The following is a 25,527-nucleotide window of genomic DNA, read 5'->3' on the forward strand; positions in this document are numbered from 1 at the left end:
ACCATTTTCCTCCAGCGGGTTTAACAGGAGTTCACTCATGAAATACATTGGAGCGCACGTTAGTGCTGCTGGCGGTCTGGCAAATGCCGCAATTCGCGCCGCCGAAATCGACGCAACCGCGTTTGCCTTGTTCACCAAAAACCAACGCCAGTGGCGTGCCGCACCACTCACTACGCAAACCATCGATGAATTCAAAGCCGCCTGTGAAAAATATCACTACACATCGGCGCAAATTCTCCCCCATGACAGTTATCTGATTAATCTCGGTCATCCGGTCGCAGAAGCTCTGGAAAAGTCGCGTGATGCTTTTATTGACGAAATGCAGCGCTGCGAACAACTAGGACTCTCTTTGCTCAACTTCCACCCCGGTAGTCATCTGATGCAGATTTCAGAAGAGGATTGCCTTGCGCGTATTGCCGAATCCATCAACATTGCGCTGGATAAAACTCAAGGTGTCACCGCGGTGATTGAAAATACCGCCGGTCAGGGTAGCAACTTAGGATTTAAATTCGAACATCTCGCGGCGATTATTGACGGCGTGGAAGATAAATCCCGCGTCGGCGTCTGCATTGATACCTGCCATGCTTTTGCCGCCGGGTATGATTTACGTACCCCTGCCGAATGCGAGAAAACATTCGCTGATTTTGCACGTATCGTCGGCTTTAAATATCTGCGCGGCATGCACCTCAACGATGCGAAAAGCGCCTTTGGTAGCCGTGTTGACCGCCATCATAGCCTTGGCGAAGGCAATATCGGTCATGACGCGTTTCGTTGGATTATGCAGGACGACCGCTTCGACGGCATTCCACTGATCCTTGAAACCATCAACCCGGATATCTGGGCAGAAGAAATCGCCTGGCTAAAAGCGCAACAAACTGAAAAAGCGGTGGCCTGATCGATGAACGACAGGGAAAAGCAGATTCTTAAAATTCTGCGCCGCAACCCGCTGATTCAACAGAATGAAATCGCCGATATTCTGCAAATCAGCCGCTCACGCGTTGCTGCCCATATTATGGACTTGATGCGTAAAGGCCTGATTAAAGGCAAAGGATATATCCTTACTGAGCAGGATTACTGTGTGGTGGTGGGGGCAATCAATATGGATATTCGCGGAATGGCGGATATCCACTACCCAGAAGCGGCATCAAATCCCGGTACTGTTCACTGTTCAGCGGGCGGTGTTGGCCGCAATATCGCGCATAACCTGGCCCTGCTTGGTCGGGATGTGCATTTAATTTCAGCTATTGGCAACGATTTTTACGGTGAGACATTACTGGAAGAAACGCGCCGCGCGGGCGTGAACGTTTCAAGCTGTATTCGTCTGCACGGACACAGCACCGCAACTTATCTCGCTATCGCCAATAAGCAGGAAGAAACGGTCCTGGCAATCAATGACACACATATCCTGCAACAGCTAACGCCTCAACTGCTCAATGGTTCACGGGACTTGATTCGCCATGCTGGCGTGGTGCTGGCAGACTGTAACCTCACGCCTGAAGCCCTGGAATGGGTCTTTACCCTCGCTGATGAAATTCCGGTGTTTGTCGATACTGTTTCCGAATTTAAAGCGAGCAAAGTGAAAACCTGGTACAGCCGGATCCACACTCTGAAACCAACACAAAATGAACTGGAAATTTTGTGGGGTCAGCGGATTAAAGACGACGACGATCGCATCAGGGCTGTAAATTCGCTGCATCAACAGGGCGTTAAACGCATTTTTGTTTATCTGCAAGATGAATCTGTATTTTGCAGCGAAAAGGATGGCGAGCAATTTTTACTGACCGCGCCAGAGCATACGACAGTGGATAGTTTTGGCGCCGACGATGGTTTTATGGCGGGCCTGGTGTATAGCTTTCTGGAAGGAAGTAATTTTCGCGAGAGCGCCCGTTTTGCCATGGCCTGTGCGGCGATATCACGCGCCAGCGGCAGCATAAACAACCCTACCCTGTCTGCCGATAACGCGTTTTCATTAGTGTCGATAGTGTAAAAATGTTGCCGGATACGACGTTTGAGGCGTCTTATCCGGCTCATAAATCGCGCACTACGCTAAACCAATAAAGAACCCGGCAATGGTCGCACTCATCAGGTTGGAAAGCGTTGCTGCTGCCAGCGCCCGTAAACCAAGCTGAGCGATTTCCGGCGCACGTTTTGGCGAAATAGCGGAGAATGCCCCTACCACGACGCCAATAGACCCGAAGTTTGCAAAACCGCAGAGTGCGAACGAGATAATGGCAATGGTCTTGACATCCAGCGTACCGCCCGTTTGCAGATAGGGCGAGAAGTTGAGATAAGCGACAAATTCATTAATCGCCAGCTTCTGTCCAATCAAACTTCCGGCAAGATTGGCGTCATTCCAGTCCACGCCCATAATCCATGCCAGTGGGGCCAGCACATAGCCGAAAATGCTTTCCAGAGAAACATTGGCGAAACCAAACCAGCCGCCAATTCCACCAATAATGCCGTTGATCAGCGCAATGATCGCCACAAATGCCATCACCACCGTCGCCACACCTGCTGCAATTTTCAGCCCGGTCATTGCACCATTCGCCGCGGCTTCGATAATACTTTTTGGTGGCGTTTCGCTAAACGACAGATTTTCAAACGTAACTTGTGAAGGTTCCGTCGCTGGGCTAAGAATACGTGCAAACAGAATGCCGCCGGGAATAGCCATCAGCGAAGCCGCTAACAAATAATCAATCGGCACGCCCATTCCGGCATAACCAATCATCATCGAACCCGCAATAGACGCCATACCGCTACAAATTGCAGTAAACAGTTCGTTGCGGTTCAGACGATCGATAAACGGTTTCACGATCGCCGGGATCTCGTTTTGTCCGAGGAAAATCGTGGTAACCGCCACAAAAGATTCGATTTTGCTGATATTAAGGGCTTTCTGGAAAATACTGCCAAGAATGCGGATCAGCAGCCCCATCACGCCAATGTAGTACAGCAAGCTGATAAGCGCGGTAACAAAAATAATCGCCGGAAGTACGCGAAATGCGAAGATAAATCCCGCGCCGTCAAACAGGACGTCCATTTTCGGCCCCACCAGCGAACCAAAAATAAAGGCGCTCCCGGCGTCACTGTAGGACATCACTTTATGGACGCCTAACGCCGCCTGCTCGACGGCCCATTTTCCTGGTGGAAAATAGAGCATGATGCCGCCAATGGCGAATTGCAGCAGTAACGCAGCCCCAACGGTGCGTAAGCTGATACTTTTTTTATTCACAGACAATAAGAACGCAATTGCCAGCAATACCACCATCCCCACAACACTTCTCATTATATCCATAATGATTTTCCCTTCATGCCAGTAAACCCGGCGCAAAACCAGGTTTTGGTATGTTTGATGAGTACGGGCGACGGCTTTCTGCCCACCGGAAATTATCCCACGAGACGCTGATATTCTTTGGCAATTTCACTCGCCAGAATGGCGTTGTTGAATACCAACTGGATGTTGGATTTCAGGCTATCGCCGCCGGTCAGTTTCGCAACACGAGCTAACAGGAACGGTGTACTCTCTTTCCCGATAACCCCTTGTTCTTCTGCTTCGGCAATAGCCTGATCGATTGCCGCATTGATGGTTTCTTCCGGCATAGCAAACTGTTCCGGGATCGGATTCGCCACCACCAGGCCGCCGTTCAAACCGGTTTGCCATTTCACTGCCATTGCACGAGCGATGTCAGTGGCGCTATCGAGGCGAATGCTGACTTCAAATGGGCTGGTTCGGCAGAAAAACGCAGGCAGCGCTTTTGTCTGATAACCAATTAACGGTACACCGAAGGTTTCTAAATATTCTGTTGTTAATCCTAAATCGAGAATAGATTTTGCACCAGCACACACAACGGCAACATTGGTATTTGCCAGTTCCTGTAAATCGGCAGAAATATCGAAGGTATGTTCCGCGCCACGATGCACACCGCCAATACCACCGGTGGCAAATACTTTAATTCCAGCCAGCGCCGCGATAATCATCGTTGACGCAACGGTAGTGGCGCCATTTTTCCCTGCAGCAACGACAAAAGGTAAATCACGACGACTGACTTTCGTCACGTTATGTCCTTCACGGCCTAACAATTCAATTTCTTCTTTACTTAAGCCCACTTTCATCACGCCGCCAATAATGGCGATGGTAGCGGGTACAGCGCCCTGTTTACGAATAGTTTCTTCCACTTCAATTGCGGTCTGGGCATTTTGCGGAAATGGCATACCATGCGAAATAATAGTTGATTCAAGAGCTACAACCGGTTTTTTATTTTTTAAAGCTTCCTGTACTTCAGCAGATATTTGTAATAATTCAGGGGACAAAGTTAATTCAGACATTCAGTGTTCTCCACTAACGATGTAACATTGGCAATTGATAATTCAGGATTGTTGGTATATTCACAGGCGAGCGCCATTGACGAACATCCCTGCGCAAATCGGACAGAATCGATAAACGACATACCGTCTACCCAACAGGACGCCAGCCCCGCCATCATGGCGTCGCCTGCTCCGGTAACATTGATAACATTTGTTTTAATGGGGGCCGACCACCCGCTTTCACCGTTGATATCACTGTAGTAAACGCCATCTCCCCCCATGCTCAGCACCAGACGGTTCAGGCCGTGTTGATGAAACCAGGCGGCAACCTTTACCACATCTTCACGTCCAGAAAGTGCAATTCCACTTAGCGTTTCAGCTTCAAGGCGGTTAGGTTTCAGTGTATGAATTTTGCTCAAATGATCGCGGATTTTGACACATTTCCATGCTGATACCGGATCAACAAATACAGGTGTGTCTCCGCCATTTTTCAGAACCCAGGCCAGCGCGTCTTCACTAAGATTGCAATCCGCGATAATAACCCTTGCACCGCGAATAAATTCCTGATGTTGGGCGAGAAATTCTGCAGAAATACAGTCGCTAATATTCATATCATTTATCGCGACAAGCATTTCTCCGGTATTATCGAGCAGCGATAAGTAGCTGGAGGTATTTTCACCTGGCACAATTAAACATTTATCGACATAAACACCCGATTGATTAGTTTGCGCCAGCAATGATTGCCCATAGAAATCTCCACCTACCGCACTTAAAAGCCAGGCATTTTTTCCCAGCAACGCCAGATTATGCGCAATATTTCTTCCCACACCGCCTGGGGTAAATTTTATTTTTCCGGGATTCGAATCCGCATAATTCAATGGCTGATGTGAATACCCAGCCACATCAATATTCGCAGAACCAATAATTACTATGTAGTCCTTTTCGCGCATAGCACGCCCCCTGGCAATAAATTGCCAACGAAGAAATTGGGTAAAATAGTCATTACAGCAAATAAGACTATTAGAACATGTGTTCGGATTTAAACACATGTTCATAATAAGCTTGTTTAACGTAATGTAAATCGATCAGAAAAAACGAAATCAGCCAGATATGAAGACGGTCACAAAATTTGTCTATTTATGCAGCAACAAAAAGGAAAGTTGTGATGTGTAACACACAATATGGCAGACAAAGAAAAAGGGCAGAGATGTCTCTGCCCTCAGATTGTTGACAACGCGCGCTTTGTTCATGCCGGATGCGGCGTAAACGCCTTATCCAACCTACAAAAGCGCAAAAGATTCAATATATTGCAGGATTCAGGTAGGCCTGATAAGCATAGCGCATCAGACAAATTTGCGTTTGTCATCATCGGGGAAGAGATATCTCTGCCCCGATGATGAAAAGGAATTATGCGTTTTTTGCTACTACTTGTGTTTCGGGGCGTTTGAGGAATGCATAGGCCAGACCAGCGACCAGCGTACCTGCAATAATCGCCACCAGATAACCCAGCACGGGTGTAATTGCGCCCGGGATCAGCAGCACAAACAGGCCACCGTGCGGCGCCATCAGTTTCGCGCCAATCGCCATTGAGATTGCACCAGTCAGCGCCCCTCCAACGATACAGCACGGCAGAACACGCATCGGATCACGAGCAGCAAACGGAATTGCACCTTCAGAAATAAAGCACAGTCCCAGAACCAGAGCAGCTTTGCCGCCTTCCTGCTGCGCTTTGTCGAATTTGCGACGCGCCACCATTGTTGCCAGACCCATTGCCAGCGGTGGCACCATACCTGCTGCCATAATCGCTGCCATTGGGCCATAGGTTTGGGTACTCAACAGACCCACACCGAACGCGTACGCCGCTTTGTTAACCGGCCCGCCCATGTCAGTGCACATCATGCCGCCAAGGATCGCGCCCAACAGCACCGCATTCGCAGTACCCATAGTTTGCAGCCAGTGGGTCAGACCTTCGAGGATACCAGCAACCGGTTTACCAATCAGGTAGATCATCGCCAGACCGACCACCAGACTGGAAATCAGCGGAATGATCAGGATCGGTTTCAGCGCCTCCATACTCTGTGGCAATTTCAGTTGCGTGCTGATCAATTTCGCAATGTAACCCGCCAGGAAGCCCGCAATAATACCGCCAATAAAGCCAGAACCTGTGCTGACCGCCAGCATACCGCCAATCAGACCCGGCGTGAGGCCAGGACGATCGGCAATCGAGAAGGCGATATAACCTGCCAGTACCGGCACCATCAGCGCAAAGGCTGAACCGCCGCCAATCTGCATCAGTGCAGCAGCAAGCGTACCCGGCTCTTTAAACGCTTCGATACCAAAAGCAAAAGAAAGTGCGATACACAGACCACCGGCAACCACCATCGGTAGCATATAGGAAACGCCCGTCAGCAGGTGACGGTATGCACCAGCACTCTCTTTCTTACCTTCAGTCGTCGCCGTTTGAGCTTTGCCTGCCGGTTCGTACGGCGTTGCTTCAGCGACGGCTTTATCCAGTTCCTGCGCGGTTTTCTTCAGCGCCAGACCGGTAGAGGTGCGATACATCGGTTTACCGGCAAATTTCGCCAGATCCACTTCGATATCGGCTGCCACAATCACCAGATCTGCCGCCGCCACTTCTTCAGGCGTGATCGCATTACCCGCGCCAACAGAGCCACGAGTTTCAACTTTCACCCACCAGCCGCGTTTTTTCGCTTCGGTTTCAATGGCTTCAGCCGCCATAAAGGTGTGCGCTACGCCAGTTGGGCAGGCAGTCACCGCAACTACGCGTTTCGGGCCGCTGGCGGCAACCGGTGCTGTCACACTCACCGGCGCAGTGTAAGGTTTTGCATGACCTTTGGCTTCGCTCAAAAACAGCTCAGGGTGCGCAACTGCCCGGGAAATATCGCCCAGCCAGACATTTTTACCGTTCAGCGCGCTGTCGTTGGGGATGGAATCACCGAGAACAATCGCCATTTCAGCATCGTTAGGGTTATCAATGATTTCCAGTTTTGCTTTTCGCGCCGCCGCGCCCAGCAGGGTCTTCGCCATATAGGCGCGTGCCTGACCGAGATTAGCGTCAATAATCAGCAGCGTTTTCATTATGCCTCTCCTGCTGTCAGTTAAAGGGTTTTAAGTCGACGCGCGCCATCATTGCGGCCAACTGCGGACGATCGGTAATACCCACATTGCTTTGACTTACCGCCAGGGCTGCAACAGCAGTCGCCAGACGCAGTGTGTGCTCACTGGATTCACGCATCAGCAAGCCATAAATCAGGCCGCCGACCATAGAATCCCCTGCGCCAACGGTACTTACGACATCGACTGATGGTGGTTTGGCGATCCATTCGCCGGAGGCATTAACCCAAAGCGCGCCTTCGGCACCCAGTGAAATCACGACATGCGCAATGCCTTGTTCACGCAGCGCATGCGCAGCTTCAATCACATCTTTCATTTCAGGCAGTTTACGACCCGCCCAGATTTCCAGCTCGCGACGGTTAGGTTTCACCAGCCACGGCGCTGCTTTCAAACCTGCCACTAACGCTTCACGGCTACTATCAAAGATAATGCAAGGACACTGACTACGCAGGCGAGTCATCCAGTCGGTAAACGCTTCCGGGCTGACGCCGGACGGTAAACTTCCGCTGACACAGACCATATCGAACTGTCCCAGCCAGCTTAATGAATCATTAACAAAGCGTTCCCAGTCAGCAGGAGTCACTTCAAAACCAGAGAAGTTGAAGTCAGTCACTTCGCCGTCTTTTTCTGTCAGCTTAACGTTAATACGGGTGCGCCCCTGTACAACCTGGAAGCGGTTGGCAATGCCCAGTTCACTGAACAGTTGCTGAAACCCGTCCTGATTGTCTTTGCCGAGGAAACCGCCAACGGTGACATCAATGCCGAGATCTTTTAATACCTTAGCTACGTTGATGCCTTTACCCGCCGCATGCAGACCCGTAGTTTTCACCAGATTCACTTCGCCGCGTTCAATTTCCGGGCAAAAACCAACAAGATCATAAGCCGGATTGAGGGTGATCGTAGCAACACGTCTGCTCATCACGCGCCCTCCCCAAGGCCGGAGGCGATAGCGTCGCCAATAGCTTTCAGCGCCTGTTCAGCATCTGCTCCCTGAGCGGTAAAGCGCAGGCGATGACCTTTCTTAACGCCAAGTGCTACAACTTTCATCAGACTACGTCCATTTGCCGGTTTGCCGGTGCCATCGAGGTTTGTCACGGTAATATCACTGTTAAACTGTTTAATGGTATTGACCAGCATGGTGCCAGGACGAGCATGCAGGCCATGTTCATTGCGCACGACGAATTCCGCGCTTAACACATCATCGGTCAGTGCATCATCGCTGGTCAGTAGCGCAATCAGCGTTGCCGCATCTGCTTTCAGCAGACGCTCAGCCTTATTGTCGATCAACAAGTCGCTCAGACGCTTAAGTACCGCGACAGGCTGATCGTCATTCATTGCTACGCTAACTAACATTGCTGCGGTTCCGCCTTCGACATCGAAGGCATTCGCCGCACGGCTTACTGCAATGGCGCTACGCAGGTTGCCTTCCGCGCTATCATTTAGCCAGATCCCCTGTCCGAGGTTCAGCGGTTGTTCGTTGATGGCTTTGGTAACAAAAGTAGCGTCAACCGCGCCCGCTTCTTTCAGACGCGCGGCATTCAGCGCTTGCAGCGTCAGCAGATCGCTGGCGACGATATCCAGCGTCAACATTTCGTTGTCAAACTTAAGCTGTTCACTCTGTTTTTCGCCCATCAGCAACGCACGCAATTCTTCTGCGGTCGTCGCTGATTTCAGTTGTTCAGCAACGGAATCATCGCTCAGGACATGCGTTAGCTGACGCAACAATCCAAGATGTTCATCCGAGCTGGCGGCAATACCAATGGCGACATACGCCACCTGCCCTTCCCCCCAGGTCACGCCTTCCGGGAACTGGAATACCTGAACACCCGTTTTCAGTACCTGATCGCGGGTGTCGGTAGTGCCGTGAGGAATTGCAATCCCATTGCCGAGAAACGTTGAGGTTTGCTGTTCACGCGCCAGCATGCCGTTGACGTAGCCGTCAGCTACATTACCGGCCTGCACCAGCGCCGCAGCGACCTGGCGAATCGCCTCTTCTTTGTTTCCGGCCTTTTCGCCCGGATGGATGTCCTGTACGGATAACTGGAACATAGTTCTCCTCTCTTGCTGAATTGAAACGATTCAGCTTCTATGAGAAAAAAAGCGCCAACCTGAATTTGGATTAAACACAAGATTGCGCTGAAACGTTTCAAGAAAGCATAATACTTCTGCTTCAGCACGCAAGGAAAGCCGAAAAGTTATGTACAAAAGTTTGATGTGCTGCACAAAATTTTGCCAATTATCCTAATTGCTGATGGAAAAATCCGTTATCAGCAAATTCATTTCAGCCGCGTCAGCAGACGCTCAGCAAGAGTGAAATGGCATTTTGATTATTCGTGGCGCTTTTGATTTCGCTGCCTGTTTATTTTCTGACAAGCAGCGTAAACTCCGCGTCTTCATCTTTCAGTGATCGACCAGCATGCATAACTCCCCCGCAGTCTCCAGCGCAAAATCATTTGATCTGACCTCGACGGCGTTTTTAATCGTTGCCTTTCTCACTGGCATTGCGGGCGCTCTGCAAACCCCGACGCTAAGTATTTTCCTCACCGATGAAGTACATGCCCGCCCGGCAATGGTGGGATTCTTCTTTACCGGTAGTGCAGTCATCGGAATTCTGGTCAGTCAGTTTCTCGCCGGACGCTCTGATAAACGCGGCGATCGTAAGTCATTGATTGTCCTTTGCTGCCTGTTAGGTGTGCTGGCCTGTGCTCTTTTCGCCTGGAACCGCAACTACTTCATTCTGCTGTTTGTCGGCGTCTTTCTTAGCAGTTTTGGCTCAACCGCTAACCCGCAAATGTTTGCTCTTGCCCGTGAACATGCTGACAAAACCGGACGTGAAGCGGTGATGTTCAGCTCTTTTTTACGCGCCCAGGTTTCGTTGGCGTGGGTCATTGGCCCGCCGCTGGCTTATGCATTAGCAATGGGTTTCAGTTTTACAGTGATGTACCTCAGCGCTGCGGTGGCGTTTATTGTTTGCGGCTTAATGGTGTGGTTGTTTTTACCATCAATGCAAAAAGAGGTTTCTCTGGCAACCGGTACGGTTGAAGCGCCGCGTCGTAACCGTCGCGATACGCTGTTGCTGTTTGTTATTTGTACACTGATGTGGGGATCAAACAGCCTGTATATCATCAATATGCCGCTGTTTATTATCAACGAACTGCATCTCCCCGAGAAACTGGCGGGAGTGATGATGGGGACGGCCGCCGGGCTGGAAATCCCCACAATGCTGATTGCCGGTTATTTTGCCAAACGTCTGGGTAAGCGTTTTTTAATGCGTGTTGCCGCTGTGGGCGGCGTCTGTTTTTATGCGGGTATGCTGATGGCGCATTCACCAGTCATTCTTTTGGGCTTACAACTGCTTAATGCGATTTTTATCGGCATTCTGGGAGGGATCGGGATGCTCTATTTCCAGGACCTGATGCCCGGTCAGGCAGGTTCAGCAACCACGCTCTATACCAATACATCACGCGTGGGCTGGATCATCGCCGGTTCCGTAGCGGGAATCGTCGCAGAAATCTGGAATTATCACGCGGTGTTCTGGTTTGCGATGGTGATGATTTTAGCTACCCTGTTTTGCCTGCTACGTATTAAAGATGTTTAAGGCGCGGTCAGCCTTTCCAGATCGATAAGCCAGATCATTGCCTGCTGACGCGTGTTGCCGCACATTTCAACACTAGCTTGTAAGCCTGCGCAGACTTTCGGTCGTAGTGGAGAGGTAAAAATTTTGCAGCGTTGATGTTCATCAAGCTGGATACAGGGTGTATTGGCGGGCTTACCATCTGGCATACCGGGAATAGGGCTGGAGATTGAGGGGGCGGTGCAACACGCCCCGCAACCCGGACGGCATTCCATACATTGTTCTCTTAAGGTTAACCACCGGATTGATGAGCGCGCACAGTATCACCTTTTTTGCACCAGCAAAAGTGCGAATACCACTTGCCTGAAAGGCCCGTCGCGAGTAGTTTGTCGCGATATTTTTGACATTTTCGACAACAGGAATTTTTCGATGCCAAGAGCGAACGAAATTAAAAAAGGTATGGTACTGAATTACAACGGCAAACTGCTGCTGGTTAAGGACATTGATATTCAGTCGCCTACTGCCCGCGGTGCCGCTACGCTGTACAAAATGCGTTTTTCTGATGTCCGTACCGGGCTGAAAGTGGAAGAACGTTTTAAAGGCGATGATATCGTTGACACTGTGACACTGACCCGTCGTTACGTTGACTTCTCCTACGTCGATGGCAACGAATATGTCTTTATGGATAAAGAAGACTATACCCCATATACCTTCACGAAAGATCAGATTGAAGAAGAACTGCTGTTTATGCCGGAAGGCGGCATGCCGGACATGCAGGTGCTGACCTGGGATGGTCAACTGCTGGCCCTTGAACTGCCGCAGACCGTTGATCTGGAAATCATTGAAACCGCGCCAGGCATCAAAGGTGCATCTGCCAGTGCCCGTAACAAACCGGCGACATTGAGCACCGGCCTGGTGATTCAGGTACCAGAATACTTAAGCCCGGGCGAAAAAATTCGTATCCATATCGAAGAGCGCCGTTATATGGGTCGTGCTGACTAACTTCAGCCGCATTCAGAAAAGGGGTGCTCAGGCCGCCCCTTTCTACTGATAACAAAGTGCGCTTTGCTCATGCCGGATGCGGCGTAAACGCCTTATCCAGTCTACAAAACAACGCAAATTCACTACATTGCACAATCCATGTAGGCCTGATAAGTGTAGCGCATCAGGCAGTTTTACATTTGTCATCAATCTCAAAGGGACAGCTCAGGCTGTCCCTTTTTAAATTTATTATACCAATCTTCTATTCAGGGGGGCGATTTAACACAATATGCAGATAAGTTAATTGCTCGTTTTGCCAACCCGGCGCTAAAACATAAAACCTGGCAAATCGCGATGGATGGCAGTCAGAAATTACCACAACGTATGCTGGCAGGTATTCGTATTCATCTGGCGCGCCAAACGAACTGGCCGTTACTGGCATTAGGCATCGCAGGCTGGATGCGCTATGTGAGCGGTGTTGATGATGTCGGAAATGCTATTGATGTTCGCGATCCGCTGCACGATAAAATTCACGATCTCGTTGCGAACAGCAACAATGAGCAACGCGTTACTGCCCTGCTTTCTTTACGTGAAGTGTTCGGTGATGACCTGCCGGATAACGCCGACTTTGTTCAGGCTATCGAACATGCCTAGCGCCAGATTACGCAATTTGGCGCTCATCAGGCACTGTTAAATACCCTCAAAATTTAACGATTTCTGCGGTTAAAGCGGACGGAACACGGCTTCGTCCGCTCTCCTCTTCTCTTTTCCGATTTTTTTAGCCAGGATTAATACAACGTTAATTAATCAGATCATTGCGGAGCCGTTGTGACCAGAACTAACCTCATCACCGGTTTTCTCGGTAGCGGGAAAACCACTTCTATTCTTCATCTGTTAGCACACAAGAATCCGCAAGAAAAATGGGCGGTACTGGTGAATGAGTTTGGGGAAGTCGGGATTGATGGCGCTCTGCTCGCCGATAGCGGTGCGTTGCTAAAAGAGATCCCCGGCGGTTGCATGTGTTGCGTTAATGGATTACCTATGCAGGTGGGACTGAACACCTTGCTGCGCCAGGGAAAACCCGATCGTTTGCTGATAGAGCCAACTGGGCTGGGCCATCCAAAACAGATCCTCGATCTGCTAACAGCACCGGTCTATGAACCGTGGATCGATCTGCGTGCTACGTTATGTATTCTCGATCCGCGCCTGTTGCTGGACGAAAAAAACATCAATAATGAAAACTTCCGCGACCAGTTGGCGGCCGCAGATATCATTGTCGCCAATAAATCCGATCGTGCGACACCCGAAAGCGAACAAGCGTTACAACGCTGGTGGCAACAAAATGGCGACGGGCGACAATTAATTCACAGCGCTCATGGACAAATTGAAGGTCACCTTCTGGACTTGCCTCGTCAAAATTTCACCGAGTTGCCAACCAGCACCGCCCATTCACATCAACATATCGGAAAAAAAGGGTTAGCTGCATTAAGCCTACCAGAGCATCAGCGCTGGCGTCGTAGCCTGAACAGCGGGCAAGGGCATCAGGCTTGCGGTTGGATTTTTGACGCGGAGACAGTTTTCGACACCATTGGTATTCTGGAATGGGCGCGCCTTGCGCCAGTCGGACGTGTAAAAGGTGTGATGCGGATACCGGAAGGCCTTGTGCGTATCAACCGTCAAGGCGATGACTTGCATATTGAAACACAAAACGTTGCGCCGCCGGATAGCCGAATTGAACTGATTTCCAGCAATGAGGCTGACTGGAATGCCTTGCAGAGCGCACTGTTGAAGCTTCGTTTAGCGTCCAACGCGTAAGGTTGCCTGCGTTTTTCAGTAAAACAGAATGAGTTGTTATGAGCAAAAATTTGCCGCAAATAGTGTTGTTAAACATTATCGGCCTTGGGCTGTTTCTTTCCTGGTATATTCCGGCTAATCATGGATTCTGGTTGCCGATTGATACGAACATTTTTTATTTCTTTAATCAGAAACTGGTCGAAAGTAAGGCCTTTTTATGGTTGGTAGCACTGACCAATAACCGCGCCTTTGACGGCTGTTCACTGCTGGCGATGGGAATGTTGATGCTCAGCTTCTGGCTGAAGGAAAATGCCTCCGGCAGACGGCGTATTATGATTATTGGTCTGGTGATGCTATTAACAGCAGTAGTACTAAACCAACTGGGCCAGGTATTTATTCCGGTAAAACGGGCCAGCCCGACATTGACCTTTACCGATATTAACCGCGTTAGCGAACTGCTTTCAGTCCCAACGAAGGACGCCTCGCGGGATAGCTTTCCTGGCGATCACGGTATGATGCTGCTTATTTTTTCCGCATTTATGTGGCGTTATTTTGGAAAAGCCGCAGGGGGAATCGCCCTTATTATATTTGTGGTTTTTGCATTTCCCAGAGTAATGATTGGCGCTCACTGGTTTACGGACATCATTGTCGGTTCCATGACCGTGATATTGATTGGTTTACCCTGGTGGCTAATGACACCATTAAGTGATCGGTTAATCACCTTTTTTGACAAATCACTACCGGGAAACAACAAACATATTCCAAACAAATAACTCACAGTAATTAACATCATCAGGATTATTCCCCATTTTCGAAGAATCCTGATGATGCGCGGCGTTGCCGACACTCATCGATTAAAATAATCATTCTCTAAGCAAATGAATGGATTGCATGCATTTTGCTCAACTGTACTTAAATTAACCAATCCCGGTTATTAACTTTCTGTATCACTTTTTCTTATAAAAAATCATGTAAAACCACTCGCCAAGACCGCGTCAATCGGGTAATCTCGAACTCGTTTTGCCTCGGCGGTAAATTATCCTCACAGCATATAATTTTGTGCGTTAGTCCACAGATTTGGCCACAGGGAATTGTTTCAACGTGCCCAGGTAATTAGTCTCATCTCGTTTGGCATTTTTTATAACGATATTTGTCGTTAAGGACTTCAAGGGAAAACAAACAACATGGTCAAGTCTCAACCGATTTTGAGATATATCTTGCGCGGGATTCCCGCAATTGCAGTAGCAGTTCTGCTTTCTGCATGTAGTGCAAACAATACCGCAAAGAATATGCATCCTGAGACACGTGCAGTGGGTAGTGATACATCATCACTGCAAGCGTCTCAGGATGAATTTGAAAATCTGGTTCGTAATGTCGACGTAAAATCGCGAATTATGGATCAGTATGCTGACTGGAAAGGCGTACGTTATCGTCTGGGCGGCAGCACTAAAAAAGGTATCGATTGTTCTGGTTTCGTACAACGTACATTCCGCGAACAATTCGGCTTAGAACTTCCGCGTTCAACTTATGAACAGCAGGAAATGGGGAAATCTGTTTCCCGCAGTAATTTGCGTACAGGTGATTTAGTTCTGTTCCGTGCTGGTTCAACTGGTCGCCATGTCGGTATTTATATTGGCAACAACCAGTTTGTTCATGCTTCCACCAGCAGTGGCGTTATCATTTCCAGCATGAATGAACCGTACTGGAAAAAACGTTACAACGAAGCGCGTCGAGTACTTAGTCGCAGCTAATAAACCGTTTGGATGCAATCCCTTGGCTATCCTGACGCGTTAACAAAAGCACTGCTTATGCGGTGCTTTTTGTTTTACCTTCCGCGGTGAAAATGATGTTTCCGCGTTTGAATCCAGGCTATAGTCCCTCCATTAGCACCTCTTTACCGCTATCGTAATCTCAGGATATCAATAGAACTATGTTCATACGTGCCCCCTCTTCAGGCCGAAAAATCCTGCAAACCTGCGTCCTTGCAGGAATAATCATTGCACTTCTGGTCAGTGGTCTTCAGTTTCTGATGTCCTGGCATAAACATGAAGTGAAATACGATACGCTGATCACCAACGTACAAAAATATCTGCTCACCTATTTTGCCGATCTGAAAGCGACAACCGATCGTCTTCAGCCACTAACGATAACTACCTGTGAACAAGCGAATCCAGAACTCACCGCCCGCGCCGCGTTTAGTATGAATGTGCGCACATTTGTGTTGGTGAAAGATAAAAAGACCTTTTGTTCTTCCGCCACTGGTGAGATGGATATTCCGCTCAATGAACTGATTCCTGCGCTTGATATCAGCAAAGATATCGATATGGCAATATTACCCGGCACCCCAATGGTGCCTAACAAACCAGCCATCGTTATCTGGTATCGCAACCCTCTGTTGAAGAATAGCGGTGTTTTCGCAGCACTGAATCTCAACCTGACGCCTTATCTCTTTTATAGCTCACACCAGGAAGATTTCGATGGTATCGCCCTCATCATTGGCAATACCGCGATATCAACCTTTGCTTCGCATTTAATGAACGTCCATGAGCTAATCGGTACGCCGGTACGCGAAACCCAAATTACGGGTATTCCGCTAACCGTGCGTCTTTATGCCGATGACTGGACATGGAACGATGTATGGTATGCGTTTTTACTGGGCGGTATGAGTGGAACTGTCGTTGGGTTACTCTGTTATTACCTGATGACCGTGCGTATGCGCCCTGGCAGAGAAATCATGACGGCCATCAAACGCGAGCAATTTTACGTGGTTTATCAACCAGTAGTTGATACGCAAACGCTACAGGTTACCGGACTGGAGGTATTACTACGCTGGCGTCATCCGGTAGCGGGAGAAATTCCCCCGGATGCTTTCATCCACTATGCCGAGGCACAAAAGATGATAGTGCCTCTGACTCAGCATCTGTTTGAGCTGATCGCCCGCGATGCGGCAATATTACAAAACGTACTACCGGTAGGGGTGAAATTTGGCATTAATATCGCGCCGGATCATCTGCACAGCGAAAGTTTTAAAACTGATATACATCGGCTGCTCACCTCTTTGCCCGCACATTATTTCCAGATAGTTCTGGAGATCACCGAGCGCGATATGTTGAAAGAACATGAAGCCTCAAAGCTGTTCGCCTGGCTACACTCTGTCGGTGTAGAAATCGCTATTGATGACTTTGGCACCGGACACAGCGCACTTATCTATCTGGAACGCTTTACCCTCGATTATTTAAAAATTGATCGTGGATTTATTAACGCCATAGGTACGGAAACGGTCACCTCACCGGTACTTGACGCTGTACTGACACTGGCAAAACGTCTCAATATGTTCACGGTCGCGGAAGGGGTCGAAACACCTGAACAGGCACGCTGGTTACGTGAACGCGGCGTTAATTTCCTGCAAGGCTACTGGATCAGCCGACCATTACCGCTGGATGATTTTGTCCGTTGGCTTAAGAAACCGCATACGCCGCAGTGGTAAGGTGTGCTTATGTCCCTTATTATTCATTGTTAAGGCATGCCGGACTGCGGCTAATAATGAATAAAAGGAAATCCGTTGCAGATGATCGTACGCATACTGCTGCTGTTTATCGTTCTGTGCACCTTTGGTGTGCAGGCGCAGGCTATCAAGGAAAGCTATGCCTTCGCCGTATTGGGAGAACCCCGATACGCCTTTAATTTCAACCATTTTGACTATGTGAATCCTGCCGCGCCAAAAGGCGGGCAGATGACGTTATCCTCTATTGGTACTTTCGATAATTTTAACCGCTATGCACTACGCGGAAACCCCGGCGCACGCACCGAGCAATTGTACGACACGCTATTTACCACCTCTGATGATGAACCGGGGAGCTATTACCCGCTGATTGCCGAAAGTGCACGCTATGCCGACGATTTTTCCTGGGTAGAGGTCGCCATAAATCCGCGCGCACGTTTTCATGATGGGTCGCCGATTACTGCACGCGACGTTGAGTTTACTTTTCAAAAATTTATGACTGAAGGCGTGCCACAGTTTCGTCTGGTGTATAAAGGCACCACGGTCAAAGCTATCGCGCCGTTAACTGTGCGTATTGAATTAGCCAAACCCGGCAAAGAAGATATGCTCAGTTTGTTTTCGTTACCAGTGCTGCCAGAGAAATACTGGAAAGATCATAAGCTTAGCGATCCGCTCGCCACGCCTCCGCTCGCCAGCGGTCCATACCGCATTACGTCCTGGAAAATGGGGCAGAATATTGTCTATTCCCGCGTAAAAGATTATTGGGCGGCAAACCTGCCAGTAAACCGTGGGCGCTGGAATTTCGATACCATCCGCTACGATTATTATCTTGACGATAATGTCGCCTTCGAAGCATTTAAAGCCGGAGCCTTTGATCTGCGCATGGAAAATGACGCTAAAAACTGGGCCACGCGTTATACAGGCAAAAACTTCGACAAAAAATATATCATCAAAGATGAGCAAAAAAATGAGTCCGCACAGGATACACGCTGGCTGGCCTTTAACATTCAACGCCCGGTATTCAGCGATCGCCGGGTTCGGGAGGCCATTACCCTCGCCTTTGATTTTGAATGGATGAACAAAGCGTTGTTTTATAATGCCTGGAGCCGTACGAACAGCTATTTTCAGAATACCGAATACGCCGCCAGAAATTACCCCGACGCTGCGGAACTGGTGCTGTTGGCCCCCATGAAAAAGGATCTACCGCCCGAAGTATTCACGCAAATCTACCAGCCGCCGGTCTCCAAAGGAGATGGCTACGACCGTGACAACCTGTTAAAAGCCGATAAATTACTGAACGATGCGGGTTGGGTAATGCAAGGCCAGCAGCGCGTTAACGCCACAACAGGTCAACCGTTCCGCTTTGAATTACTGCTTTCGTCAGGCAGTAATAGTCAATGGGTATTACCGTTTCAGCACAGCCTGCAACGTCTGGGCATCAACATGGACATTCGCAAGGTGGATAACTCGCAAATCACTAACCGGATGCGCAGCCGCGACTATGACATGATGCCGCGCTTGTGGCGGGCAATGCCGTGGCCCAGTTCCGATTTACAAATATCCTGGTCATCGGAATATATCAACTCCACTTATAACGCCCCCGGTGTGCAAAGCCCGGTCATCGACGCGTTGATCAGCCAAATTATTGCCGCTCAGGGGAATAAAGAAAAATTACTGCCTCTGGGGCGCGCATTAGACCGCGTATTAACGTGGAATTATTACATGTTACCAATGTGGTATATGGCAGAAGACCGGCTTGCCTGGTGGGATAAATTTTCCCGTCCTGCCGTGCGCCCCGTCTACAGTCTCGGTATTGATACCTGGTGGTACGACGTCAATAAAGCGGCCAAACTACCGTCAGCCAGACAACAGGGAGAATAGATGGGCGCTTACCTGATTCGCCGCCTGTTACTGGTAATTCCAACGTTATGGGCGATTATCACCATCAACTTTTTCATCGTGCAAATTGCGCCTGGCGGTCCGGTCGACCAGGCCATCGCCGCTATTGAGTTTGGTAATGCCGGAGTATTACCCGGTGCAGGCGCTGAAGGTGTTCGCGCCAGCCATGCGCAAACGGGCATCGGTAATATCAGCGACAGTAACTACCGCGGCGGGCGTGGATTAGATCCAGAAGTGATCGCCGAGATCACTCATCGATACGGTTTCGATAAGCCGATCCACGAACGTTACTTCAAAATGCTCTGGGACTACATTCGCTTCGATTTTGGCGACAGCCTGTTTCGCAGTGCCTCGGTGCTAACACTGATTAAAGACAGTCTGCCAGTTTCCATCACCCTCGGTTTGTGGAGTACGCTGATTATCTATCTGGTATCGATTCCATTAGGTATTCGCAAAGCCGTTCATAACGGCAGCCGCTTTGACGTCTGGAGTAGCGCATTTATCATCATTGGCTACGCCATCCCGGCCTTTTTATTTGCCATCCTGCTGATTGTCTTCTTCGCAGGCGGCAGCTATTTCGACCTGTTCCCTCTGCGCGGCCTGGTTTCCGCTAACTTTGATTCGCTGCCGTGGTATCAGAAAATCACTGATTATCTGTGGCATATCACACTGCCGGTGCTGGCGACAGTGATTGGCGGCTTTGCGGCGCTCACCATGCTGACAAAAAACGCATTCCTTGATGAAGTGCGCAAGCAATACGTGGTGACTGCGCGTGCGAAAGGGGTGAGTGAAAAAAATATTCTCTGGAAACATGTGTTCCGTAACGCCATGCTGCTGGTGATTGCTGGTTTTCCGGCAACCTTTATCAGCATGTTTTTCACCGGCTCGCTGTTGATTGAAGTGATGTTTTCGCTTAACGGCCTCGGCTTACTGGGCTATGAAGCAACTGTTTCACGCGATTATCCGGTGATGTTTGGCACGTTGTATATTTTCACCCTGATTGGCCTGCTGCTGAATATTGTCAGTGATATCAGCTATACGCTGGTCGATCCTCGCATTGATTTTGAGGGACGTTAATGTCGCGACTCAGCCCCGTCAATCAAGCCCGTTGGGCGCGTTTTCGTCATAACTGTCGCGGCTACTGGTCGTTATGGATTTTTCTCGTCTTATTTGGTTTGAGTTTGTGTTCTGAACTGATCGCCAACGATAAACCGTTGCTGGTGCGTTATGACGGCAGCTGGTATTTCCCGTTGCTGAAAAACTACAGTGAACGTGATTTTGGCGGCCCACTGGCAAGTCAGGCGGATTATCAGGACCCGTGGCTGAAACAACGGCTGGAAGATAAGGGCTGGGTACTGTGGGCACCAATTCGCTTTGGCGCCACCAGTATCAACTTTTCTACCGATAAGCCCTTCCCCTCCCCGCCTTCACGGCAAAACTGGCTGGGAACGGATGCCAACGGCGGCGATGTGCTGGCGCGCATTCTGTACGGCACGCGGATCTCAGTCTTGTTTGGTTTGATGTTGACACTCTGCTCCAGCGTCATGGGCGTGCTGGCAGGCGCGCTGCAAGGTTATTATGGTGGAAAAGTCGATCTCTGGGGACAACGCTTTATTGAGGTGTGGTCGGGAATGCCGACGCTGTTTTTGATAATTCTGCTTTCCAGCGTCGTACAGCCTAACTTCTGGTGGCTGCTGGCAATCACTGTCTTATTTGGCTGGATGAGTCTGGTCGGCGTGGTGCGGGCGGAGTTTTTACGTACCCGTAATTTCGACTATATCCGCGCGGCGCAGGCGCTTGGCGTCAGCGATCGCAGTATCATTCTGCGTCATATGTTGCCAAATGCAATGGTCGCTACCCTCACCTTTTTACCGTTTATTTTATGTAGTTCGATAACCACTCTGACCTCGCTCGATTTCCTCGGCTTCGGTTTGCCGTTGGGCTCTCCTTCACTCGGCGAACTGCTGTTACAAGGGAAAAATAACCTTCAGGCGCCGTGGCTTGGGATCACCGCCTTCTTGTCTGTGGCGATTTTATTGTCTTTGCTGATCTTTATCGGTGAGGCAGTCCGCGACGCATTTGATCCTAATAAGGCGGTGTAGTATGACGCAAACTCTGTTAGCGATTGAAAATTTGTCGGTAGGTTTTCGCCATCAGCAAACCGTCCGTACTGTAGTGAATGATGTTTCACTACACATTGAGTCAGGCGAAACGCTGGCGCTGGTAGGAGAATCAGGTTCTGGTAAAAGTGTTACCGCGCTGTCGATTTTACGTCTGCTCCCTTCACCACCGGTTGAATATCTCTCTGGCGATATTCGTTTTCATGGCGAATCGCTGCTTCATGCCAGCGAGCAAACATTGCGTGGCGTACGAGGTAATAAGATTGCCATGATTTTCCAGGAGCCGATGGTGTCGTTAAACCCATTGCATACTCTGGAAAAACAGCTTTATGAAGTGCTTTTGCTCCATCGCGGTATGCGACGAGAAGCGGCACGCGGCGAAATCCTTAACTGCCTTGATCGCGTGGGCATCCGCCAGGCGGCAAAACGGCTGACAGACTATCCGCATCAGCTCTCCGGCGGAGAACGCCAGCGCGTGATGATTGCGATGGCCCTATTAACACGCCCGGAATTATTGATTGCCGATGAGCCAACCACCGCGCTGGATGTCTCCGTCCAGGCGCAGATCCTGCAACTGTTGCGCGAACTGCAACGCGAACTAAACATGGGTATGCTGTTTATTACCCATAACCTCAGCATTGTCAGAAAACTGGCCCATCGCGTGGCGGTAATGCAAAACGGTCGCTGTGTGGAACACAATAACGCCACTGCGCTATTTGCCTCCCCTGCTCATCCTTACACACAAAAATTGCTGAACAGCGAGCCGTCGGGAGATCCCGTGCCGTTGCCGGAGCCAGCCTCAACATTGCTCAATGTTGAAAAACTTCAGGTCGCATTCCCTGTTCGTAAAGGGATTCTCAAACGCATCGTGGATCATAATGTGGTGGTGAAAAGCGTCAGTTTTACACTGCGGGCGGGTGAAACGCTGGGTTTAGTTGGCGAGTCCGGTTCCGGTAAAAGCACAACAGGACTGGCGCTACTGCGGTTGATTCACTCTCAGGGCAGCATCATCTTTGACGGTCAGCCATTGCAGAATTTAAACCGCCGCCAGCTATTACCGGTTCGTCACCGTATTCAGGTCGTTTTTCAGGATCCGAACTCCTCACTCAATCCACGGCTAAACGTGTTACAGATTATCGAGGAAGGATTACGTGTCCACCAACCAACGCTTTCTGCCGCGCAACGTGAAGAACAAGTGAAAGCGGTAATGCATGAGGTGGGGTTAGATCCTGAAACACGCTACCGTTATCCGGCAGAGTTCTCAGGAGGTCAGCGGCAACGTATTGCGATTGCCAGGGCATTGATTCTTAAGCCTTCGCTGATCATTCTTGATGAACCGACATCATCGCTCGACAAAACGGTACAGGCGCAAATATTGACGCTATTAAAATCACTGCAACAAAAGCATCAACTGGCCTATCTGTTTATCAGCCACGATTTGCACGTTGTCCGCGCGTTATGCCATCAGGTAATCGTACTGCGACAAGGGGAAGTGGTAGAACAAGGGCCGTGTGCGCGTGTTTTTGCCGCACCGCAGCAGGAGTACACGCGTCAGCTGCTGGCGTTAAGCTGACGCTTAAAAAGGATTGTAGTTCGAGAAAGGTTCTGCGATTGCCACGCCAAAGTTCTTCAGTCGGCACGTGGCGGCAAACTCATCCTGACGATTCACAAACAGGCACGGTTCACCTTCACACTCCAGGACTGAGCACGGAACTTCAATGTCGCTTAACGCCTGACTTAATTTGTACATCACCGACCATGCATTATCGCCATCCGGGCTTAACAATTTAAGCGCTACCAGGCTGTTATCACCGCACGGTCCATTTTGCGGAATCGGTTCAACCTTCGAACCTGCGAAACCCGCAGACCAGCGATAGTTCTGCGGCAATCGATGGACGATTGAGAGTTGTAATGAAGTCACTTATTTTCCCCAGAAAGTTTGTTTAAACTCACAATTTATTTACATTGATTTTAACACATCATCAACAATCAGTCTTTAAACAGATCGTAAAGATTGATGCCTCACTTGCGTAGCCTTTATGCCTCTGATTTTAATGATTTCTGCAAGCGGGGTCACATTTGCGGGGCTATATGTACCCGTTTCTGAGATCTAACTCAACCTTTTTAACTACAATGATGTTACTTTTTACACAAATTGATTTTACATAAAATAAACATATATCGGAGAAATGATAGATTTACGGTTGATATGCATCAACAAAGGAAGCCTTTTAGCTTCCCCGTTGTGCAACAGATCACCGTTTTTTCGGTCGACTGGCGTAAAGACAGAAAAGAATGGAACTGGTCGCGCAGAACGCAATTGACCAGATCATTGGCCATGCGGAGTTGAACGTTGCCAGTGAGAGCAATGCGCCAACAATTGCGCCTATGCCAAAACGGAAGGTCCCCGCCAGCGACGATGCCGTTCCTGCCATATGGGGAAACTCATCCAGAATAACCGCCATCGCGTTGGATGAGACCATCGATACACAGCCAACAAACGCCGCTACACCGACAACCAGCGACCAGAATCCCAGCCCAAGCAGTGCACTGATGACCATCCATGCCGCCATAATAAATTGTATCCATAGTCCTGAGCGGAACATATTTAGCGCGCCAATCCGGCGAACAAAACGGCTGTTGAAGATGGTCATCACAAACAGGAAAACAATGTTCAGCGCAAAGTAATAACCGAAGTTTTCCGGTGCGACGTGGTTAATTTCGATGTAGACAAACGGTCCGGCGCTTAAGAACGAGAACATCCCAGCAAAGCTGAAACCGCTGGCCAGCATATAACTTAGTACCCGTTTATGACGAAACAGCGCGGCGAAATTACCGATGGTGGTACGAATGTGGAACGGCTGGCGACGCTCCGGCGGCAACGTTTCTTTGATCAGAAAGAAGATCATTGCCGAAGCCAGAATCGCAGCCACGGCCAGAATCCAGAAAATGTAATGCCAGCTCAACCACACCAGCACCCAACCGCCGACAATCGGCGCCATCAACGGCGCGATCGTGGTCACCAGCATGACAAACGACATCATCCGCGAGAACTCTTCTTTCGGGTAGATATCACGCATCAGAGCGTTGATAACCACGCTGGCTGCCGCAGCCGCCAGACCATGGAAGAAACGCATCACAATCAGTTGATCGATGGTTTGTGCCAACGCGCATGCCACTGCCGCCGCGGCAAACACCAGCGTGCCGCCAAGAACCACCGGCTTGCGCCCGAAGCTATCCGCCATCGGCCCGTAAATTAACTGCCCCAATGCAAACCCCAGAATATAAGTACTCAGGGTCATCTGCGTACTGCCCGCAGGAACCCCAAACTGCGTTGATATCACCGGTAACGCGGGCAGATACATATCAATCGACAGCGGCATCAACATGGCCAGCAGGCCAAGGATAAAGACAATAGCAAACGACGAATGCTGTCGGGTGGTCACAACGGGCTCCTGAATATATTTAACGTGTTAGCCGACGCTGGCGATTTCTTCTTCAGTTAATGGACGATATTCACCGGGTGCTAAATCTGCATCCAGCATAATGCCGCCAATGCGTTCGCGGTGCAGCTCTACTACGTGGTTACCCACAGCGGCAAACATGCGTTTCACCTGATGATAACGCCCTTCGCTAATGGTCAGGCGGACTTGCGTTGGCGTAATGACTTCCAGCACCGCCGGTTTAGTGAGGTCTTTTTCGTTGTGCAATTGCACGCCTTTGGCAAATTGCTCTGCCGTATCGTCAGCAACCGGAGACTCCAGCGTCACCAGATAAGTTTTCTCGCAGTGATGACGCGGAGAAGTAATACGATGCGACCACTGACCGTCATCGGTCATCAGCACCAGACCAGTGGTGTCGATATCCAGCCGCCCTGCCGCATGCAGTTTCCACGCTACGGGTTCATCCAGGAAATAGAGCACTGTTGGATGATCTGGATCGTCCGTAGAGCAAACATAGCCCTGGGGTTTGTTGAGCATGAAGTAACGCGGACCGTGTTGCTGCGCCAGTGGATTGCCATCATAAGCCACGTTGTGTTCTGGAAGCAGTTTAAACGCTGCATTGCGGACGATTTCGCCATCGACGGTGACACGGTTCGCACGGATTTCACGCCCGGCAATAGCACGGCTAACGCCGAGTTGCTGTGCGATAAATTTATCAAGTCGCATGTGTGTGATTTTGCCTGTAAAAACGGAGGTCGGGCATTGACCCGAAAATCA

22 protein-coding genes and 1 pseudogene are annotated in these 25,527 nt (G+C 49.7%); 13 read left to right on the plus strand and 10 right to left on the minus strand.

From position 1 onward, the window contains the following. Positions 1-37: 37 nt before the first annotated feature. On the plus strand, positions 38-895 hold the full coding sequence (gene nfo / locus PS053_RS06230; RefSeq protein ID WP_059271203.1) for a deoxyribonuclease IV: 858 nt from the start codon (positions 38-40) through the stop codon (positions 893-895). 3 nt (positions 896-898) lie between these two features. After that, a complete protein-coding gene (locus PS053_RS06235; RefSeq protein ID WP_059214344.1) occupies positions 899-1,987 on the plus strand; it encodes a sugar kinase in 1,089 nt (362 codons plus the stop codon). Between the two features lie 54 nt (positions 1,988-2,041). Here PS053_RS06235 and PS053_RS06240 read toward each other — a convergent pair whose 3' ends face one another. The 6 genes from PS053_RS06240 to fruB all read right to left on the minus strand — a co-directional run bounded on the left by PS053_RS06240 (position 2,042) and on the right by fruB (position 9,486). Next, positions 2,042-3,292 (minus strand): NupC/NupG family nucleoside CNT transporter, encoded by a 1,251-nt coding sequence (locus PS053_RS06240; protein WP_000353874.1) that lies wholly within the window; start codon positions 3,290-3,292, stop codon positions 2,042-2,044. Positions 3,293-3,384: 92 nt separating this feature from the next. Continuing rightward, the gene (gene psuG, locus PS053_RS06245) at positions 3,385-4,323 is read right to left on the minus strand and encodes a pseudouridine-5'-phosphate glycosidase (RefSeq protein WP_103053722.1); all 939 of its coding nucleotides are present in this window, start codon (positions 4,321-4,323) and stop codon (positions 3,385-3,387) included. Next, a complete protein-coding gene (locus PS053_RS06250) occupies positions 4,311-5,252 on the minus strand; it encodes a pseudouridine kinase (protein ID WP_059228017.1) in 942 nt (313 codons plus the stop codon). The genes psuG and PS053_RS06250 overlap by 13 nt, the downstream gene beginning before the upstream one ends. 457 nt (positions 5,253-5,709) lie before the next feature. After that, on the minus strand, positions 5,710-7,401 hold the full coding sequence (gene fruA / locus PS053_RS06255; RefSeq protein ID WP_000854462.1) for a PTS fructose transporter subunit IIBC: 1,692 nt from the start codon (positions 7,399-7,401) through the stop codon (positions 5,710-5,712). Between the two features lie 16 nt (positions 7,402-7,417). Next, a complete protein-coding gene (gene fruK / locus PS053_RS06260; protein ID WP_000091258.1) occupies positions 7,418-8,356 on the minus strand; it encodes a 1-phosphofructokinase in 939 nt (312 codons plus the stop codon). Next, positions 8,356-9,486: a fused PTS fructose transporter subunit IIA/HPr protein gene (gene fruB, locus PS053_RS06265; RefSeq protein ID WP_137646396.1), complete on the minus strand. Its 1,131-nt coding sequence runs from the start codon at positions 9,484-9,486 to the stop codon at positions 8,356-8,358. The genes fruK and fruB overlap by 1 nt, the downstream gene beginning before the upstream one ends. Positions 9,487-9,853: 367 nt before the next feature. On the opposite strand from fruB, the gene setB reads away from it, so the two are divergent. Beyond that, positions 9,854-11,035 carry a sugar efflux transporter SetB gene (gene setB, locus PS053_RS06270; RefSeq protein ID WP_000551986.1) on the plus strand — a complete coding sequence of 394 codons (1,182 nt, stop codon included), beginning with the start codon at positions 9,854-9,856 and terminating at the stop codon, positions 11,033-11,035. Here the strand turns inward: setB and PS053_RS06275 are convergent. After that, positions 11,032-11,286 (minus strand): YkgJ family cysteine cluster protein, encoded by a 255-nt coding sequence (locus PS053_RS06275; RefSeq protein WP_000389029.1) that lies wholly within the window; start codon positions 11,284-11,286, stop codon positions 11,032-11,034. The genes setB and PS053_RS06275 overlap by 4 nt on opposite strands. Before the next feature lie 154 nt (positions 11,287-11,440). Between PS053_RS06275 and yeiP the strand changes: the two genes are divergently transcribed. The 10 genes and pseudogenes from yeiP (at position 11,441) to yejF (ending at position 22,880) form a co-directional block, all read left to right on the plus strand. Further along, positions 11,441-12,013, plus strand: a complete 573-nt coding sequence (gene yeiP / locus PS053_RS06280; protein ID WP_001136826.1) for an elongation factor P-like protein YeiP — start codon at positions 11,441-11,443, stop codon at positions 12,011-12,013. 243 nt (positions 12,014-12,256) lie between these two features. After that, positions 12,257-12,646 (plus strand): annotated as a pseudogene (locus tag PS053_RS06285) (mannitol dehydrogenase family protein); the annotation flags it as partial. 174 nt (positions 12,647-12,820) lie between these two features. Then, complete coding sequence (locus PS053_RS06290) at positions 12,821-13,807, plus strand: CobW family GTP-binding protein (protein ID WP_273774818.1); 987 nt, start codon at positions 12,821-12,823, stop codon at positions 13,805-13,807. A 38-nt stretch (positions 13,808-13,845) separates the two neighbouring features. Then, complete coding sequence (locus PS053_RS06295) at positions 13,846-14,559, plus strand: phosphatase PAP2 family protein (RefSeq protein WP_059238882.1); 714 nt, start codon at positions 13,846-13,848, stop codon at positions 14,557-14,559. A 411-nt stretch (positions 14,560-14,970) separates the two neighbouring features. Next, positions 14,971-15,537, plus strand: coding sequence for a bifunctional murein DD-endopeptidase/murein LD-carboxypeptidase (gene mepS / locus PS053_RS06300; RefSeq protein ID WP_000241009.1), 567 nt, complete (start codon positions 14,971-14,973; stop codon positions 15,535-15,537). 179 nt (positions 15,538-15,716) lie between these two features. Further along, positions 15,717-17,273, plus strand: coding sequence for a cyclic di-GMP phosphodiesterase (locus tag PS053_RS06305; protein WP_256879030.1), 1,557 nt, complete (start codon positions 15,717-15,719; stop codon positions 17,271-17,273). An 81-nt stretch (positions 17,274-17,354) separates the two neighbouring features. Further along, positions 17,355-19,169, plus strand: coding sequence for an extracellular solute-binding protein (locus PS053_RS06310; protein WP_256879029.1), 1,815 nt, complete (start codon positions 17,355-17,357; stop codon positions 19,167-19,169). Continuing rightward, on the plus strand, positions 19,170-20,264 hold the full coding sequence (locus tag PS053_RS06315) for a microcin C ABC transporter permease YejB (RefSeq protein WP_059219501.1): 1,095 nt from the start codon (positions 19,170-19,172) through the stop codon (positions 20,262-20,264). Next, a complete protein-coding gene (locus tag PS053_RS06320) occupies positions 20,264-21,289 on the plus strand; it encodes an ABC transporter permease (protein ID WP_256879028.1) in 1,026 nt (341 codons plus the stop codon). Before PS053_RS06315 ends, PS053_RS06320 begins: the two co-directional genes overlap by 1 nt. A 1-nt stretch (position 21,290) precedes the next feature. After that, positions 21,291-22,880, plus strand: coding sequence for a microcin C ABC transporter ATP-binding protein YejF (gene yejF / locus PS053_RS06325; protein ID WP_256879027.1), 1,590 nt, complete (start codon positions 21,291-21,293; stop codon positions 22,878-22,880). A gap of 3 nt (positions 22,881-22,883) precedes the next feature. Here yejF and PS053_RS06330 read toward each other — a convergent pair whose 3' ends face one another. From PS053_RS06330 to rsuA, 3 genes are all read right to left on the minus strand, one after another. Then, positions 22,884-23,228 carry a YejG family protein gene (locus tag PS053_RS06330; RefSeq protein ID WP_000202798.1) on the minus strand — a complete coding sequence of 115 codons (345 nt, stop codon included), beginning with the start codon at positions 23,226-23,228 and terminating at the stop codon, positions 22,884-22,886. Positions 23,229-23,562: 334 nt separating this feature from the next. Continuing rightward, positions 23,563-24,753, minus strand: coding sequence for a multidrug efflux MFS transporter Bcr (gene bcr / locus PS053_RS06335; RefSeq protein ID WP_059218251.1), 1,191 nt, complete (start codon positions 24,751-24,753; stop codon positions 23,563-23,565). Positions 24,754-24,780: 27 nt separating this feature from the next. Next, positions 24,781-25,476, minus strand: coding sequence for a 16S rRNA pseudouridine(516) synthase RsuA (gene rsuA / locus PS053_RS06340; RefSeq protein WP_001234830.1), 696 nt, complete (start codon positions 25,474-25,476; stop codon positions 24,781-24,783). Between the last annotated feature and the right edge of the window lie 51 nt (positions 25,477-25,527).

Source organism: Escherichia albertii (assembly GCF_028622335.1).
Classification (GTDB): domain Bacteria; phylum Pseudomonadota; class Gammaproteobacteria; order Enterobacterales; family Enterobacteriaceae; genus Escherichia; species Escherichia albertii.